The organism is Frankia umida (assembly GCF_023242945.1).
GTDB classification, from domain to species: domain Bacteria; phylum Actinomycetota; class Actinomycetes; order Frankiales; family Frankiaceae; genus Frankia; species Frankia umida.
In genome coordinates, this window is record NZ_JALKFT010000002.1 from 221,803 (window position 1) to 239,435 (window position 17,633).

Annotated in this window: 15 protein-coding genes; 14 read left to right on the top strand and 1 reads right to left on the bottom strand. The window is 70.4% G+C overall.

The features are described 5' to 3' along the window. Window positions 1–128: 128 nt before the first annotated feature. Both MXD59_RS03155 and MXD59_RS03160 read left to right on the top strand, forming a co-directional pair. Complete coding sequence (locus MXD59_RS03155) at window positions 129–1,631, top strand: serine/threonine-protein kinase (RefSeq protein WP_308301634.1); 1,503 nt, start codon at window positions 129–131, stop codon at window positions 1,629–1,631. Between the two features lie 66 nt (window positions 1,632–1,697). Next, a complete protein-coding gene (locus MXD59_RS03160) occupies window positions 1,698–1,961 on the top strand; it encodes a hypothetical protein (protein ID WP_163548219.1) in 264 nt (87 codons plus the stop codon). 70 nt (window positions 1,962–2,031) lie between these two features. On the opposite strand, the gene MXD59_RS03165 is transcribed toward MXD59_RS03160, so the two are convergent. Next, complete coding sequence (locus MXD59_RS03165; protein WP_248823370.1) at window positions 2,032–3,408, bottom strand: DUF222 domain-containing protein; 1,377 nt, start codon at window positions 3,406–3,408, stop codon at window positions 2,032–2,034. 422 nt (window positions 3,409–3,830) lie between these two features. Here MXD59_RS03165 and mqnC point away from each other — a divergent pair, with 422 nt between their 5' ends. From mqnC to nuoH, 12 genes are all read left to right on the top strand, one after another. Continuing rightward, a complete protein-coding gene (mqnC, locus tag MXD59_RS03170) occupies window positions 3,831–5,051 on the top strand; it encodes a cyclic dehypoxanthinyl futalosine synthase (protein ID WP_372511884.1) in 1,221 nt (406 codons plus the stop codon). Between the two features lie 2 nt (window positions 5,052–5,053). Next, entirely contained in the window at window positions 5,054–6,121 is a 1,068-nt protein-coding gene (gene add / locus MXD59_RS03175) for an adenosine deaminase (protein ID WP_248823371.1), read from the top strand. After that, window positions 6,118–6,837 (top strand): demethylmenaquinone methyltransferase, encoded by a 720-nt coding sequence (locus tag MXD59_RS03180; protein ID WP_248823372.1) that lies wholly within the window; start codon window positions 6,118–6,120, stop codon window positions 6,835–6,837. Before add ends, MXD59_RS03180 begins: the two co-directional genes overlap by 4 nt. Before the next feature lie 254 nt (window positions 6,838–7,091). Next, window positions 7,092–8,408 carry a geranylgeranyl reductase family protein gene (locus MXD59_RS03185; RefSeq protein ID WP_248823373.1) on the top strand — a complete coding sequence of 439 codons (1,317 nt, stop codon included), beginning with the start codon at window positions 7,092–7,094 and terminating at the stop codon, window positions 8,406–8,408. Between the two features lie 216 nt (window positions 8,409–8,624). Then, window positions 8,625–8,987, top strand: a complete 363-nt coding sequence (locus MXD59_RS03190; protein WP_163548224.1) for an NADH-quinone oxidoreductase subunit A — start codon at window positions 8,625–8,627, stop codon at window positions 8,985–8,987. Then, a complete protein-coding gene (locus MXD59_RS27230) occupies window positions 8,978–9,748 on the top strand; it encodes a NuoB/complex I 20 kDa subunit family protein (protein ID WP_372511886.1) in 771 nt (256 codons plus the stop codon). Before MXD59_RS03190 ends, MXD59_RS27230 begins: the two co-directional genes overlap by 10 nt. Then, window positions 9,745–10,497, top strand: coding sequence for an NADH-quinone oxidoreductase subunit C (locus tag MXD59_RS03200; RefSeq protein WP_248823374.1), 753 nt, complete (start codon window positions 9,745–9,747; stop codon window positions 10,495–10,497). The genes MXD59_RS27230 and MXD59_RS03200 overlap by 4 nt, the downstream gene beginning before the upstream one ends. 13 nt (window positions 10,498–10,510) lie before the next feature. Further along, window positions 10,511–11,842, top strand: coding sequence for an NADH-quinone oxidoreductase subunit D (locus MXD59_RS03205; RefSeq protein WP_248815360.1), 1,332 nt, complete (start codon window positions 10,511–10,513; stop codon window positions 11,840–11,842). Continuing rightward, entirely contained in the window at window positions 11,842–12,522 is a 681-nt protein-coding gene (gene nuoE, locus MXD59_RS03210) for an NADH-quinone oxidoreductase subunit NuoE (RefSeq protein ID WP_248823375.1), read from the top strand. Before MXD59_RS03205 ends, nuoE begins: the two co-directional genes overlap by 1 nt. Before the next feature lie 2 nt (window positions 12,523–12,524). Then, window positions 12,525–13,817, top strand: a complete 1,293-nt coding sequence (gene nuoF, locus MXD59_RS03215) for an NADH-quinone oxidoreductase subunit NuoF (RefSeq protein WP_248823376.1) — start codon at window positions 12,525–12,527, stop codon at window positions 13,815–13,817. Between the two features lie 4 nt (window positions 13,818–13,821). Beyond that, window positions 13,822–16,314, top strand: coding sequence for an NADH-quinone oxidoreductase subunit G (locus tag MXD59_RS03220; RefSeq protein WP_248823377.1), 2,493 nt, complete (start codon window positions 13,822–13,824; stop codon window positions 16,312–16,314). 8 nt (window positions 16,315–16,322) lie between these two features. Further along, window positions 16,323–17,633: an NADH-quinone oxidoreductase subunit NuoH gene (gene nuoH, locus MXD59_RS03225; protein WP_372511896.1), complete on the top strand. Its 1,311-nt coding sequence runs from the start codon at window positions 16,323–16,325 to the stop codon at window positions 17,631–17,633.

The window sequence follows — 17,633 nt, forward strand, 5'->3', positions numbered from 1 at the left end:
CATCGGATGGGATTGGCTCCGGTACGGCCGGGACAGCCCCATCCTGCCGGACCTGCCGGACAGGCCCCACCGGTCGGATGATGGACAGATGCCGCCGCGTGGCGGCCCGAGGGGGCTAGCGTGGAAGGGTGGATCGATCGACGGACCTGCGCCGGTCCGCGGGCGTGACCAGGGGCGACCTGCTCGGCCCCGGCGATCCGACCGTTATCGGCGCCTACCGGATCGTGCGCCGCCTCGGCGAGGGCGGAATGGGCACCGTCTATCTCGCCCGCTCTCCCAGCGGCGCCCACGTCGCCCTGAAGGTCATCCGTTCGAGCCTGGCCGCGGACCCGGAGTTCCGCGCCCGCTTCCGCGACGAGGTCGCCGCGGCCCGCCGCGTCGCACCGTTCTGCACCGCCCAGGTCCTCGACGCCGACCCGGACGCGCGCAGCCCCTACCTGGTCACCGAGTACATCGACGGCGTCCGCCTGGACGAGGAGATCGAGGACTCCGGCCCGCTGCCGCTGTCGACGCTGCAGGGCGTGGCGATCGGCGTGGCCAGCGCACTGACGGCGATCCACCGGGTCGGCATCGTCCATCGAGACCTCAAGCCGAGCAACGTCATGCTCTCCTACTCCGGCCCCCGAGTCATCGACTTCGGCATCGCCCGAGCGCTGGACGCCTCCCAGGGCCGCACCCAGACCGGCTTCGTCCTCGGCTCGATCGGCTGGATGGCCCCCGAGCAGATGGACGGCGGCCTGCCGCTCGGCCCCGCCGTGGATGTCTTCGCCTGGGGCCTGGTCATCGGCTACGCCGCGGTCGGCGGCCATCCCTACGGCGACGGCACGTACCAGCAGATGGCCGAGAAGATCCTGCACGGTCGCCCCGACCTGCGCCGCATCCCCGCCGATCTCGCTCCCGTCGTGGCCGCCGCCCTGGCCCGCGACCCCCGGGACCGTCCGTCCAGCGAGCGATTGCTGTTCACGCTGCTCGGCAACGGCCTCCCTGCGGACGGCGATGCCCGAGCCGCCGCCTCCGCCGCCTCCGCCGCCTCCGCCGCCCTCAACGGCACCTGGCCGCAGGGCCGCGGCGCCGTCGCGGACCGCAGCCCGGAGCCGACCCGGATCGCCCGCACCAGCGAGCAGCGCAACTGGTGGGAGGACCCCGCAGCCGCCCCCGCCGCCCCCGCCGCCCCCGCTGAACCGGCCAAACCCCGGCCCAGGGCCGCGGACGACTTCGCCGCGCCCAACCGCCGCCGCCGCGGATTCGTCGAATACGAGGACCAGCAGCCTCCGCCCCGCCCCGTTCCACCCCGCCCCGTTCAGCCCCGCCCCGCCCCGGCGCCGGCTCCCCATCCGGCCAGGCCCGCCCAGCCCTACCCGCCGGCCCAGCCGTACTCGCCTCCGGCCCAGCGGGAGCCTCGCCCACGGCGTCGGCTGAGGCTTCGGATCCCTTTCAAGCGAACGATCTTGTTCATCCTGTTCGTTCTCCTGCTCCTCTCCGCCATCGATCAGATCGCCTCGATGCTCGACGAGCAGCGCACCCGATTCTGGGACAAGGCGACCACCTCGATCAGCGACAGCGTCAACGATCACCTGGACAGCTGGTGGAACCAGGCGAAGGACCCCTTCACCGGTTCCTCGTCCGGTTAGTGCCGCTGACTTCGAGGCCCACCCCCGACAGGCGTAAACCTGCCGTCGGGCAGGTACACCGACACCATGGCGAGCATTACAACGAAGATCAACGAACTTCTGCACAGCCCGAAGACCCGAGAGATGGTGGACAAGGCCAAGGCCGCAGCGACCAAGCCCGAGAACCGGCAGAAGATCAAGGACATGCAGGCGAAGGTCACCAACCGCGCCCACTCCCACGGCAGCCCCAGCCCCAGCCCGAATCCGCCCGCTATGCCGACCAGCGGCTACGAGACGGATGTCGCCCCCGGCACCGGACGAGACGGCCCGGGCTCGAACCCCGGCCACTGATCTACAGCCGGTCTCTCTCCATCGGCGAGGCGGGCATGCGCCACATCGCGTGTGCCCGCCTTTCGCCTGTTCAGACGGTGAGCCCATGGCCGTCTTCATCGCAGAGAACCGGATCGTCGAGATTGACGACGCTGGGGCTCGGCACGTTCCGGGGGCTGCTCCGCAGACATTGTCCATCGGGGGCGCGGACAGTGACCGTTCCGTCGTGATCCCGATGAGCCGTGAGGCTCTGGTCGTGGATGGCGCGGTGGTGAGCGCCGCAGATGAGCAGGAGCAGCTCGACGTTCGTTTCGCCCCTGTCCGCGTGCCACTCGTGGCAGTGATGTATCTGGAGCCACCGAGTGTGGTCACAGCCCGGGAACTGACAGATTCCCTGATCTCGGGCGTAGACGGCGTCACGCACACGGCGTGTGGGATGGCGGCGGCGGCGACCGAGATGCAGGGGATTGCGCTGGGGGTCGCTGACCAGGGCGCGGATCATGCTGTCGCAGGCGAGGCGGCTGACCATGGCGGGCGGTAGCCCGATGCCCCAACCCAGGACAGCGGCGATGCCCGGGGGAAAGAGGCTGGGCGGGCGGACCGGCTCCTCCACCTCGCCCTCGTTCTCGTCTTCGTCTTCGTCGACCCCCCTCTCCTGCCTCTCCTGCTCGTCATCGGAGCTCGGCGGACGGGACTCTTCCTGCGCGGGCTCGTCGCCGACGTCGGGGGCAGTGAGATGGACGGTGAGGGCGTGCGGGGAGTCCTGGAGGGCCGGGGCGTTGTGGTGAAGAAACGCCTCGGCGAGCGCGATGAGGGCATCGGCATCCTGGGCGCGTCCGCGTGGGGCCTGGGCGAAGTCGCCGTCGGCGGGCGGGCCGACGGGCTCGGAGCCGCTGTTCGCCTCGAGGCTCGCGTGAGCGGCGTCGATGGCGGCGATGAGGATGGCGGCGTCGTCGGGGGCGAGCGTGGCAGTCAGGCGGATGGTGCCGTCGGGGCTGTGGCTGAAGGAGAGGGCGCGGGCAGCGCGCAGCTTCGCGGGGTCGGCGGCCTGCTGGCTGCGGCGGGAGACGAGACGCTCGAGGCGGCTGGCGGTGTTCCTGAGGGCGCGGTCCAGCCAGTCGGCCTCGCTGTCGGGAGTGGCAACGCGGGTGACCGCGCGCAGCTTGGAGTAGGACAGCAGACCGGCGGCGGATGCGGCCCTCAAGGACGGAAGCCGGGACAGGGCATGGGCCGTGGCGAGGTGCTCGCGAGCAGTGCGTAGATCCAGGCCGCAATGGAGGGCGAGCCAGTGGGCGCAGGACCGGACACCGAGGTCGTTCCAGCCCTCACGACGGTCGAAGGCGGCGATGGCGGTCAACCAGATGTGGCTGGCCTTAGCGAGGCGCACGGACCAGCGACGTAGGGCTTGGGCGACGTCATCAAGAGGGGCCTGCTCGGGATCGAGCGCAGGGCTGGGGCTGTCCGTCATGGTCATCACCGGTTCAGGGGTGAGGATCGGGTGGTTGCTGACAGATCCAGTGTCTCACGCGGCGCGGGATTTTTCGACCATGTGAGCGAAGATTTTCGAACGTCAGATCGAACAGTTCGACCCTGGTTCCGCGGAACCGCCTCGAGGCCTTGGCGGCGCCGGTCCCGGCCCTGGTGGGCGTCCGCGGTTCCGCGGAACAGTCCGGCGGTCGGATCGGGACCGGTGTCGGCGCGCCAACATGGCACTGACTCTCGTGCTGGTGGGCTGGGACGGGCAGGTGGCGGTGGTGGTGGTTCCGCGGAACCACCGGCGGTGCTGGGCAGCGCCGGGCGGGGCTGGGCGGTGCTGGGTCGTGTGGTGGGTGAGGTAGCTGGCGGGGCGACTCGGCCCGTTGGTGGGAGGGCAGGTCGTACGATCCTGGAGTGAGTGTTGTGGATGTCGACGGCGAGATTCCGGTGGGTCGGGGCGACGGCGGCGCGGGGGGTGAGGCCCGCGAGATCCGCGAAATCCTGGAGCGGGCGGCCGAGGGTGGGCGCATCTCACCCGAGGAGGCGCTGCTGATCTACACACGCGCACCCCTGCATGCGCTGGGTGGCGCGGCGGACACGGTACGGCGACGGCGGTATCCCGATGGGATCGCGACGTACATCATTGACCGGAACATCAACTACACGAACGTCTGCGTGACGGCCTGCCGGTTCTGCGCGTTCTTCCGCGCGCCGAAGCACGAGGAGGGCTGGGTCCGCGACGTCGACGATCTCGTCACCAAGTGTGGTGAGGCAGTCGAGCTGGGCGCGACCCAGATCATGCTGCAGGGCGGGCACCATCCCGAGTTCGGCATCGAGTGGTACGAGCAGACGTTCTCGGCGATCAAGGCTGCGTATCCGCAGCTCACGCTGCACTCGTTGGGTGCCAGCGAGGTCATGCACATCTCCCGGACCTCGGGCATCACGGTGGAGCAGGCCATCGTCCGGCTGCGGGACGCGGGGCTGGACAGTTTCGCCGGCGCGGGGGCGGAGATTCTCACCGAGCGTCCTCGGCGGGCGATCGCACCGCTGAAGGAGCCGGGGCACGTGTGGCTGTCGGTGATGGAGACGGCGCACAGGCTCGGCGTCGAGTCGACGGTGACGTTCATGATGGGTACGGGGGAGACGAACGCCGAGCGGATCGAGCACCTGCGGATGATCCGTGAGGTGCAGGATCGCACCGGGGGGTTCCGTTCGTTCATCCCGTGGACGTACCAGCCGGAGAACAACCACCTGGGCGGGCGGACCCAGGCCACGACACTGGAGTACCTGCGGCTGGTCGCCGTCGCGCGGCTGTTCTTCGACAACATCGCCCACCTGCAGGGTTCGTGGCTGACCACCGGCAAGGAGGTCGGGCAGCTCACCCTGCACATGGGGGCGGATGATCTCGGGTCGGTGATGCTGGAGGAGAACGTCGTGTCAGCGGCGGGGGCGCGGCATCGGACAAACCGGTCCGAGCTGATCTCGCTGATCCGCACGGCCGGGCGCATCCCGGCGCAGCGGGACACGCTCTACCGGCATCTGGTCGTGCATCGTGACCCGACGCTCGACCCGGTCGATGACCGCGTCGCCTCGCACTTCTCCTCGACGGCGCTGCCGCTGGTCAGCACCACGTGACGGTGGCCCCCACGGTTACCGGGCCGAAGATCGAACTACACGTCCATCTTGAGGGGACGGTACGGCCGGCGACCCTGCTGGCGATGGCCCGGCGCAACAACGAGGCGTTGCCGGTGCGCACGGAGGCGGAACTCACGGAGCTCTACCGGTTTCGCGACTTCAGTCATTTCATCCAGGTCTGGGTGATGACGACGAACGTCATGCGCACCGAGGCCGACTTCCGCCAGGTGGTGGTGGACTACGCCGCGCAGGCGGCGGCGGCCGGTGCCGTGTACGTGGAGGGCATCTTCTCGCCCTGGTACCGGGTGCACCGCGGGGTGCGGGTCGAGGAGATCTTTCACGGCTATCTGGACGGTGCGCTCGAGGCCGAGGCACGGTACGGCGTCCAGGTGCGGTTGACACCGGACATCGACCGGGTCCTGCCGGTGGACGCGGCGATGGAGGTGGCGGACTGGTCGGCGCGGTTCGCGCGCAGGGATCCCGAGCGGCTCATCGTCGGGCTCGGGCTCGGCGGGCCGGAGGCAGGGCATCCGCCGGAGCCGTTCGCACCGGTCTTCGCGCGGGCACGCGAGGCGGGGCTGGCGGCGGTCCCACACGCGGGAGAGACGGTGGGGGTCGAGTCGGTGCGGGGGGCGTTGGACATGTTGGGGGCCCGGCGGATCCGGCACGGGGTGCGGGCGATCGAGGATCCGGCGCTCGTGCGGCGCCTCGCTGACGAGGGGATCGTGCTGGACGTGTGTCCGGTGTCGAATCTGCGGACGCGGTCGGTGACGACGTTGGAGGAGCATCCACTGGCCGAGCTGCGGGCCGCGGGGGTGGCGTGCTCGCTGGGCACCGACGATCCGGCGATGTTCGGCACCGATCTGGAGACCGAGTACGCGGTGGCCGCCGGGTTGGGTGTGCCGGCCCGGGAGCTGTACGCGGCGGGGGTCGCGGGGGCGCTGTGCGAGGAGCCGGTCCGGGTGGGGCTGCGCAAGCTCGGCGAGGCGACCGACTGGGACGCGGTCGAGCGGGCCGCGCGGGTGGCGGCGCCGGCGGCGCTCGCGCGGATCGGGGCGGTGGCGCTGTGAGCCGGGCGGGGCTGGACAAGGCGCCGCGGGAGGTCGCGGCGATGTTCGACGGGGTCGCCGGACGCTATGACCTGACCAACGCCGTCCTCAGTGGTGGTCTGGACCGGGTCTGGCGGAGTGCGGCGGCAGCAGCGTTGGAGCTGCGTCCGGGGCTACGGGTGCTGGATCTCGCGGCGGGTACGGCGACGTCCTCGCGGGCCTTCGCCGAGGCGGGGGCCGATGTCGTGGCCTGTGACTTCTCGCTGGGCATGTTGCGGGAGGGGCAGCGACGGCTGGGCCAGCGGCCGCTGGAGCTGTCGGCGGGGCGGCTGGTGCTGTCCGCGGGCGACGGGCTGGCGCTGCCGTTTCCGGATGCGGTGTTCGATCGGGTGACGATCTCCTTCGGGCTGCGCAACGTGGCTGACACCCGGCGGTGCCTGGCGGAGTTGCGGCGGGTGACCAGACCGGAGGGTGTCCTCGTGGTCTGCGAGTTCTCCCGGCCGGTGTGGCGGCCGTGGCGAACGGTCTACCTGGAGTACCTGATGCGGGCGCTGCCGCGAGTGGCTCGGGCGGTGAGCAGTAGCCCTGACTCCTACGTCTACCTGGCGGAGTCGATCCGGGCCTGGCCGGCGCAGGCCGATCTGGCCGACCTGCTGCGGGACGCCGGGTGGACGCGGGTGGGATGGCGCAACCTCACCGGCGGGGTTGTCGCGCTGCACCGGGGGCACGCCGGCTGAGTCGGGGATTGTACCAGGCTGGTACGGATGGCTTGGGACGTGAAAGTTGCCGACGGGTGATCGTTGTTGCTGGGAGTGGTCTCCCGGTGTTCGAATTCGACTCGTCCAGCCATCTCCGCGTCCTGGTTGGTGCGATTGGCCTGCGTAGGGCCTACACTCGCCGGGGGTGCTCGTGAAGAATTTCACGAGCGGCCCGAACGGACCATCCTCGGTAGCGATCGGTAGCGATCCCTCGGTAGAGATCCGGAGTGCTGGTGGCGAAGGCAACGGCAGGCACCGATGGCAGCGGCAGCGGCGGCAGTGGGACGGCCGACGCCGATGTCATCGTGGTGGGAGCCGGGCCCGGCGGTTCGTCGGCCGCCTATCACCTCGCCAGTACGGGGCTGGATGTCCTGCTGCTGGAGAAGACCGCCTTCCCGCGGGAGAAGGTCTGCGGTGACGGGCTGACGCCGCGCGCCGTGCGCAGCCTCATCGAGATGGGCATCGACACGTCCGAGTCCGCGGGGTGGGCGCGCAACCGGGGGCTGCGCATCGTCGGGGGCAACGTCCGGCTCGAACTTCCCTGGCCGGAACTGGCCAACTGGCCTGGCTACGGTCTGGTGCGGCCCCGGCTCGACTTCGACGAACTGCTCGCCCGGCATGCCGAGAAGGCGGGGGCGCGGCTGTCGCAGAGCACGTCCGTCACCGCGCCGGTGGTCGACGAGCGCAGCGGCCGCGTGGTCGGGGTCCGGGCGCGTACCGGTCCGGACCGCGAGCCGGTGACCTACCGGGCGCCACTGGTCGTCGCGGCGGACGGCAACAGCGCGCGGATCGCCCTGGCGATGGGCATCCGGCGGCGGGAGGATCGGCCGCTCGGGGTCGCGGTGCGCCGTTACTACCGCAGCACCCGCACGCACGACGACCATCTCGAGTCACACCTGGAGTTGTGGGAGGGGCGGCCGCGGGAGAGTCGGCTGCTGCCCGGCTACGGGTGGATCTTCGGGGTGGGTGACGGTACCAGCAACGTGGGGCTGGGTCTGCTCAACACGACCAGCGCGTTCCAGAACACGAACTACCAGGATCTGTTGCGCCGCTGGCTGGCGGCGCTGCCGCCAGAATGGGGCTTCGTCGAGGAGAACGCGACCGGGCCGGTGCGCGGCAGTGCGCTGCCGATGGGTTTCAGTCGTACCCCCCACTACCGGGATGGTGTCCTGCTGGTCGGCGATTCCGGCGGCATGGTTAATCCGTTCAACGGCGAGGGCATCGCCTATGCACTGGAATCGGGCCGGTATGCGGCGGAGGTCGCAGTCCAGGCACTGGCTCGGGCGCAGGGGCCGGCGCGGGAACGCGCGCTGTCGCACTATCCGGAACTGATGCGCGCCCGATATGGGGGTTACTATACCCTTGGGCGTTACTTTGTGCAGCTTATCGGGAATCCCACGGTGATGGCGTTCGGGGCGAAGTACGGTCTGCCGCGGCCGCTGCTCATGCGGTTCCTGCTGAAGATCATGGCAAATCTGACCGACCCTCGGGGAGGGGATGCGATGGACCGACTGATCAATGCGATGACCCGCCTCGCCCCCGCGGCCTGACGTGTTACCCGGGTCGGTCCGGCCGTGTCCCAGGTGGGCTGGATCGACGTGTTGTGCCGGCGGGGAGGCCAGCGGGGGGGCCGTGCGGCGGGCGCCGCCGGAGCCGACAGCGCCTGCGGCGAGAGCACTCGCGGCGAGAGCGCGCGGTGAGCCGTGCCCGGAAGCTGGACCCCAGAAAACATCCGGTAACACTCTTCTGAAGGGGAGGAGTTCGGCATGCTTTCGAACTACGTGCCGATCCTCGTACTGATGGCGATCGCGACGCTGTTCGCGGTCGGTTCCGTTGCGGCCGGTGCGCTGACCGGCCCGCGTAGGTTCAACCGGGCGAAGATCGACGCCTACGAGTGTGGCATCGAACCCTCCCCGGCGCCGGCCGGCCCGCAGCGGTTCCCGGTGAAGTACTACAACACCGCGATGCTCTTCATCGTCTTTGACATCGAGATCATCTTCCTGTTCCCGTGGGCGGTCGCGTTCGACAGTCTCGCGGTGTTCGGGCTCGGTGCGATGGCGCTGTTCATGGCGACGATCTTCGTCGCGTATGCGTACGAATGGCGCCGGGGAGGTCTGGAATGGGACTAGAGGAGAAACTGCCGAGCGGCATTCTGCTGACGAGCGTCGAGAAGCTCGCGAACTGGTCCCGCCGCTCCTCGCTGTGGCCGGCGACGTTCGGTCTGGCCTGCTGCGCGATCGAGATGATGTCGACCGGAGCCGGCCGTTACGACCTGTCCCGGTTCGGCATGGAGGTGTTCCGGGCCAGTCCCCGGCAGGCCGACCTGATGATCGTCGCCGGCCGGGTCAGCCAGAAGATGGCGCCGGTGCTGCGCCAGATCTACGACCAGATGCCGAACCCGAAGTGGGTGCTGTCGATGGGCGTGTGCGCGTCCAGCGGCGGCATGTTCAACAACTACGCGATCGTGCAGGGCGTCGACCACATCGTTCCGGTCGACATGTACCTGCCGGGCTGCCCGCCGCGGCCGGAGATGCTGATGGACGCGATCCTCAAGCTGCACGAGAAGATCCTCGCCGGGCCGGTCAGCGGGCAGACCGCCTGGACCGAGCCGGGTGACTCGCCATACCCGAAGCCGATCGACGTGGCCACCGCGCGGGCGGGGCTGCCGGCGGGGGCGCTCGACACGCGCACGCTGTCGGTCAACGACCGCAAGCGGTTCGAGATTCCTGCCGGTGCGCCGGCGACCACCGGCCGGGGTGGGGTCGACGCGGACTTCGACGCTCGGCGGCCCGCGGCGGTCACGCCGACCTCGGTGTTCGGTCGGGACAAGCGGGCGCCGATCGACCCGGCGCCCAGCGACGAGTCCGGCCCTGCCGAGTCGCGCTCATGAGCGGCGAGAACGGTACGCCGCAGGACGCGGCCGGCGAACTGGTCGCGGCCGGCGAACTGGTCGAGGCCGGCGAACTGGTCGAGGCCGGCGGGCAGGCGCGCGGGCCGGGCCTGCCCCAGGACGCCTTCGGTGCCGGTGGGACGGGCGACACCTCCGGGTTCGGGGGGCTGGTGGCGCCGGTTCCGGTACTCACCAGCAGCGAGCGGCCCTTCGTCGACGCCGACGCGAACACCGTCTACGACACCCTTGAGCGGGTCTTTCCGCAGCTCGGCGAGGCAGTCGAGCGGGCCGTGGTCGATCGCGGGGAACTGACGCTGTATGTGCGGCGCGAGGCGCTGCTGGCGCTGGCGCAGACCCTGCGTGACGATCCGGGGCTGCGCTTCGAGCTGCTGTCGTCGTTGTCCGGGGTGGACTACCCGGCCGATCTCACCGGACGGCGGCTGCACTCGGTGGTGCAGCTGACGTCCATGACCCATCGCCGCCAGCTGCGGGTCGAGGTCAGCGTCGGGGACGACGACCCGACGCTGCCGAGCCTGACATCGGTGTGGCCGACCGCGGACTGGCACGAGCGGGAGGCCTACGACCTGTTCGGCATCGTCTACACCGGGCATCCCGGCCTGACCAGGATCATGATGCCCGACGACTGGATCGGGCATCCGCAGCGCAAGGACTACCCGCTGGGCGGCATCCCGGTCGACTACAAGGGCGCCACGATCCCCCCACCGGACGAGCGCCGGAGCTACTCGTGATCCGAGGTGCGCGATGACGACGACGTCCCAGCCCTATGAGGCTGGCTATGCCGAGTCCGGGAGCGGGCGGGTCTATACGGTCACCGGCGGTGACTGGGAGGATGTGCTCGGGCACGGCGAGCAGGAGGCCGAGCGCATCGTCGTCAACATGGGGCCGCAGCATCCGTCCACCCATGGGGTGCTGCGACTCGTGTTGGAGATCGAGGGCGAGACGGTCACCGAGACCCGACTGGTCATCGGCTACCTGCACACCGGGATCGAGAAGAGCTGCGAGTACCGGACCTGGACGCAGGCGGTCACCTTCCTGACCAGGGCCGACTACCTGTCGCCGTTGTACAACGAGACCGCGTACTGCCTGTCGGTGGAGCGGCTGCTGGGCATCACCGAGCAGATCCCCGAACGGGCCACGGTGATCCGGGTGCTGGTGATGGAGCTGCAGCGGATCGCGTCCCACCTGGTGTGGCTGGCGACCGGCGGCATGGAACTCGGCGCCACCACCGCGATGATCTTCGGCTTCCGGGAGCGGGAGAAGGTGCTCGACCTGCTCGAGCTGATCACCGGGCTGCGGATGAACCACGCGTTCGTCCGGCCCGGTGGCCTCGCGCAGGACCTGCCGGACGGGGCCGATCGGGCGATCCGCGAGTTCCTTCTGGAGATGCCCAAGCGGATCGAGGAGTACCACCGGCTGCTCACCGGGCAGCCGATCTGGAAGGCCCGGATGGTGGACGTCAACATCCTCGACGCCGCCGGATGCATCGCGCTCGGGGTCACCGGCCCGGTGCTGCGGGCGGCGGGGCTGCCCTGGGACCTGCGCAAGACGATGCCGTACTGCGGCTATGAGACCTATGAGTTCGACGTGCCGACCGAGCTCGACGGCGACTCGTTCGCCCGGTACCTGGTGCGACTCAACGAGATGGGCGAGTCACTGAAGATCGTCGAGCAGTGTCTGGACCGGCTGCGGCCGGGGCCGGTCATGGTCGCCGACAAGAAGATCGCCTGGCCGGCGCAGCTGGCGATCGGCTCGGACGGGATGGGTAACTCCCTCGAGCACATCCGAAAGATCATGGGCACCTCGATGGAGGCGCTCATCCACCACTTCAAGCTGGTCACCGAGGGGTTCCGGGTGCCGGCGGGGCAGGTGTACACCCAGGTCGAGTCGCCCCGCGGCGAGCTTGGCTACCACGTGGTGTCCGACGGCGGGACCAGGCCGTTCCGCGTGCATGTGCGCGATCCAAGTTTCGTCAACCTGCAGGCCGTGCCGGCGCTGACCGAGGGCGGCCAGGTGGCGGACGTGATCGTCGGGGTGGCCTCGGTCGACCCGGTGCTCGGGGGAGTGGACCGCTGATGACGTTCTCACCGGAAACCCACACCGCGGCGGCGGAGATCATCGCCCGTTATCCGGCCGGCCGGTCGCGTTCGGCGCTGCTGCCACTGCTGCACCTGGTGCAGGCCGAGCAGAACTGTGTGACCACCGAGGGTGTCGCGTTCTGCGCCGAGCAGCTTGGCCTCACCGCCGCCGAGGTCGGCGCGGTCGCGACCTTCTACACCATGTACAAGCGCCATCCGGTCGGCGAGTACCTCGTCTCGGTCTGCACGAACCTGTCCTGTGCGCTGCTGGGCGGGGACGAGGTCTACGACCGGATCAGGGAGCAGCTCGGGATCGGGCATGACGAGACGACGCCGGATGGCCAGATCACGCTCGAACACGCCGAGTGCCTCGCGGCCTGCGACTACGCGCCGGTGCTGACGGTGAACTACGAGTTCTACGACCAGGTCGACGCGGACAGCGCGCAGGCCATCGTCGAGGGTCTGCGCGCGGGGCAGCGGCCGGCGCCGACGCGGGGCGGGCCGCTGTGCTCGTTCGCGGAGGTCTCCCGCCAGCTCGCCGGGTTCGCCGACCCGCGACCCGAGGGGGTCGCCGGGCCGGGGGTCGGGCAGCCGTCGGTGGCTGGCCTGCTGCTGGCCGAGGCCGCTGGGTGGACTGCCGAGCAGGCGCCGGCGGGCGCCGAGGCGAAGGGGAGCTGAGGATGCCCGTCACTCCGGTTCTCACCCGGCGTTGGAACACGCCGGAGTCGTGGACGATCGACACCTACCGCCGCCTGGACGGGTACGTCGCGCTGCGCACGGCGCTGGCCGGCGACCCGGACAGCCTGATCAAGCTGGTGAAGGACTCCGGGCTGCGCGGGCGCGGCGGCGCGGGTTTCCCCACCGGGATGAAGTGGGGCTTCATCCCACAGGGCGACGGCAAGCCGCACTACCTGGTCATCAACGCCGATGAGGGCGAGCCGGGGACCTGCAAGGACGCGCCGCTGATGAAGGCCGATCCGCACTCGTTGATCGAGGGCATCGTGATCGCCGCGTACGCGGTGCGGGCCAACCAGGCGTACGTCTACCTGCGCGGTGAGCTGGTGCACGCGGCCCGGCGGATGCGGGCGGCCGTGGCCGAGGCGTACGCGGCGGGGTTCCTCGGGCGCGACATCCTCGGCAGCGGGTTCGATCTTGACCTGGTGGTGCACTCCGGGGCGGGGGCGTACATCTGCGGCGAGGAGACGGCGCTGCTGGACTCGCTGGAGGGACGGCGTGGGCAGCCGCGGCTGCGACCGCCGTTTCCGGCCACCCACGGGCTGTATGCGTCGCCGACCGTGGTGAACAACGTCGAGACGATCGCCAGTGTGCCGTTCATCGTCAACCACGGCGCGGACTGGTTCAGATCGATGGGCCGGGAGAAGTCGCCCGGACCGAAGATCTACAGTCTGTCCGGGCACGTGACCCGGCCGGGCCAGTACGAGGCGCCGATGGGCACCACGCTGCGGGAGCTGCTGGAGCTCGCCGGTGGGGTGCGTGGGGGGCGCCGGCTGAAGGCCTGGACGCCGGGTGGCTCGTCCACGCCGATGCTCACCGCCGACCACCTCGACGCGCCGCTGGACTTCGAGGGCATGCAGGAGGCCGGCTCGCTGCTCGGCACCGCCGCACTGATGATCATGGATGAGACGACGGACATGCTCAAGGTGGTGCGCCGGCTCACCGAGTTCTACGCGCACGAGTCGTGCGGCAAGTGCACGCCGTGCCGCGAGGGCACCAGCTGGATGGTGAAGATCCTCAAGCGGATCGAGGCCGGCGGGGGCGACGCGCAGGACGTGGACACCCTCGTCGACGCCTGCGACAACATCTTCGGCCGAGCGTTCTGCGCTCTCGCCGACGGGGCCACCTCGCCGATCGTGTCGGGGATCAAGTTCTTCCGGGACGAGTTCATCCCGGTGAGCGCGGTGACCACGAAACCGGACAGCAGCCCCGACGGGGCCTACGCGGGAGCGCACTGACACCATGACCGTCGCGCCAACGACCCCGGCAGCAGATCTCGTCTCGCTCAACGTCGACGGGCAGCCGGTCAGCGTGCCCAGGGGCACCCTGATCATCCGGGCGGCCGAACTGCTCGGCATCGAGATTCCGCGGTTCTGTGACCATCCGCTGCTCGACCCGGTCGGCGCCTGCCGGCAGTGCATCGTCGAGGTGGAGGGGCAGCGCAAGCCGGTGACCGCCTGCACCACGACGGTCGCCGCCGACATGGTGGTCCGTACCCAGCTGACCTCGCCGGTGGCGAAGAAGGCCCAGGCCGGCACGATCGAGTTCCTGCTGCTCAACCATCCGCTGGACTGCCCGATCTGTGACAAGGGCGGCGAGTGCCCGCTGCAGAACCAGTCGATGGCCAACGGTGGCGCGTCCTCGCGGTTCAGGGAGACCAAGCGGGCCTACCCGAAGCCGCTGGCGATCTCCACCGAGATCCTGCTCGACCGGGAACGCTGCGTGCTGTGCGCGCGGTGCACCCGGTTCTCCGCGCAGATCGCCGGGGACCCGTTCATCGAACTGTTCGAGCGGGGCGCCGACGAGCAGGTCGCGATCAGCGACGGGGAGCCGTTCTCGTCCTACTTCTCCGGCAACACCGTGCAGATCTGCCCGGTGGGCGCGCTGACCAGCGCCGCCTACCGGTTCCGGGCCCGCCCGTTCGACCTGGTCTCCACCCCGACGGCCTGCGAGCACTGCGCGTCCGGGTGCAGCCTGCGTACCGACCATCGGCGCGGCAGGGTCACCCGGCGGCTGGCCGGCGACGACCCGGCGGTCAACGAGGAGTGGAACTGCGACAAGGGCCGCTTCGCGTTCACCTACGCCCGCGGAGCCGACCGGCTGACCACCCCGCTGATCCGCGATGACGAGTCCGGGCAGCTGGTCGAGGCGACCTGGAGCGAGGCCCTGGAGTACGCGGCGCGGGGACTGGCCGAGTGCCGGGGCCGCCACGGCGTCGGGGTGCTGGCCGGTGGACGGCTGACCCGCGAGGACGCCTACGCCTACGCGAAGTTCGCCCGGGTCGCGCTGAACACCAACGACGTCGACTTCCGGGCACGGCCGCATTCGGCCGAGGAGGAGCAGTTCCTCGGCCACGCGGTCGCCGGCACCGGGATCGGGGTGACCTACGCCGATCTGGAGGCGGCACCCACGGTGCTGCTGGTGGCGTTCGAACCGGAGGAGGAGTCCCCGATCGTCTTCCTGCGGCTGCGCAAGGCCGCGGACAAGTCGGCCACGGCGGTGCACGCGCTCGCGCCGCTGGTGAGCCGGGGGCTCGCGAAACTGCACGCGACATGGGTGAGCGCCGAACCCGGGGCCGAGCCGGCCATCCTCGACGCGCTCGCGGCGGTGGGGGCGGGAGGCTTGGAGACCGATCCGCTGGCCGCCACGGCGCGGGCGGTGCGGGCCTCCGGCGCGGTCATCCTCGTCGGTGAGCGGGCGGCGCAGATCCCGGGGCTGCTGTCCGCGGCACTGCGGTTGGCCGACGCCAGCGGTGCGGCGCTCGCCTGGGTGCCGCGGCGGGCGGGCGAGCGGGGTGCTGTGTCGGCGGGATTGTTGCCCTCGCTGCTGCCGGGTGGACGGCCGGTGGCCGACCCCGCCGCGCGGGCCGAGGTCGAGGCGGTGTGGGGGACGCGGCTGCTGGGAGCGCCGGGACTGGACACCAGCGGGATTCTCGCGGCGGCCGTCGGCGGCAGGCTGGACGCGGTGCTGGTCGCCGGGGTCGACGCCGAGGATCTGCCGGACCCGGGGGCGGCGCTGGCGGCGCTGGCCCGGGTGCCGTTCTGCGTGTCGTTGGAGGTTCGGCGTTCGTCGATCGTCGAGATCGCGGACGTGGTGCTGCCGGTCGCGCCGGTGGCGGAGAAGGCCGGGTCGTTCGTCGACTGGGAGGGACGGCTGCGGCCGTTCCAGCGGGCGCTGTCGACCACGGCGCTGCCCGATGTCCGCGTGCTGCACCTGCTGGCCGCCGAGATGGGCATCGACCTGCGCCTGCCGGACACCGGTGCGGCGGCGCGCGAGCTGCGCAGCGTCGGACGGGTCGGCTCCCAGATCGCGCGGGTGCCGGCACCGACGGAACCCGCCGCGCCAGCGGCGGTGCCGGGCGTGGGTGAGGCGGTGCTGGCCAGCTGGCATCAGCTCATCGACGACGGGGTGCTGCTGGCCGGCGAGCCGTACCTGGCGGGCACCGCGCGTGCCTCGGTGGTGCGGCTCTCGGCGGCGACGGCGGCCGAGATCGGGGTGCGCGACGGGGAGCCGGTGCGGGTCTCCACCGGGCACGGGTCGATCACACTGGCGTGCGCGGTGACCGCGATGGCGGATCGGGTGGTCTGGGTGCCAACCCATTCGGCCGGCTCGCATGTGCGCCGGTCGCTGGGGGCGTCGGCCGGGGCGGTGGTGCGGATCGCGGCCAGTGGGCTGCCACCGTCCAGCATCGGCCAGCCGTCGGTGAACGGCGTCAGGCCGGAGGGAGGGCTGTGAACGGGGCGGTGGGCACGGCGGTGGGCACGGCGGTGTTCGCGGCGCCGGTGGACCCGGATCTGAGCGGGTTCGGGCAGGACCCGTTCTGGCTGGTGCTGGTCAAGGCCGTGGCGGTCTTCGCGTTTCTGCTGCTCATGACGCTGTTCGCGATCGTGTTCGAGCGCAAGGTCGTCGCGCGGATGCAGCAGCGGATCGGGCCGAACCGGCACGGGCCCAGGGGATGGCTGCAGAGCCTCGCCGACGGCGTGAAACTCATGCTCAAGGAAGACCTGATCCCGGCGCTGGCCGACAAGCCGATCTTCGTTCTGGCGCCGATCGTCTCGGCGATTCCGGCGTTCCTCGCCTTCGCGGTGATCCCGTTCGGACCGCAGGTGTCGATCTTCGGGCAGCACACCACGCTGCAACTCGCCGACCTGCCGGTCAGCGTGCTGTACATGCTGTCCGCGGCCTCACTCGGGGTGTACGGACTGATTCTGTCCGGTTGGTCGAGCGGCTCCACCTATCCGCTGCTCGGCTCGCTGCGCTCGGCCGCCCAGATCATCTCCTACGAGGTGGCGATGGGCCTGTCGTTCGTCGCGGTGTTCATGTACGCCGGGACACTGTCGACGTCCGGGATCGTCGAAAGCCAGTCGGGACGGTGGTACATCGCGTTGCTGCCGTCGTTCGTCCTCTACGTGATCTCGATGGTCGGCGAGACGAACCGGACGCCGTTCGACCTTCCCGAGGCCGAGGGTGAACTGGTCGGCGGATTCCACACCGAGTACAGCTCGATCAAGTTCGCGTTCTTCTTCCTCGCCGAGTACATCAACATGGTCACCGTCTCGGCGATCGCGACCACGCTGTTCCTCGGTGGCTGGCAGCCGCCGCCGATTCCGGGGCTGTCCGGTCTCGACCACGGCTGGGTACCGATCATCTGGTTCGTGCTCAAGCTGCTGCTGTTCCTGTTCTTCTTCATCTGGCTGCGGGGCACACTGCCGCGGCTGCGCTACGACCAGTTCATGGCGTTCGGGTGGAAGGTGCTCATCCCGGTCGGACTGCTCTGGGTGCTGATCATCGCCGTGTTCCGGGTCTACCAGAAGGACGTCGACGACCGCACACCATGGCTGATCGGCATCGGGGTGGTGGTCGGTGTGCTCGTCATAGTCGCGCTCATCGATCCCGGTGGCGGTCGCTACCAGCGGGAACTCGAGGAGACCGAGCGCCGCAAGCTCGCCGAGGCACCCAGCCTCGAGAACATTCCGTGGCCACCGCCGCAACAGCCGACGGCCACCCCCGCATCCGTCGTCGCCGTGGACCACCAGCCGCGCCAGGAGGGCTGA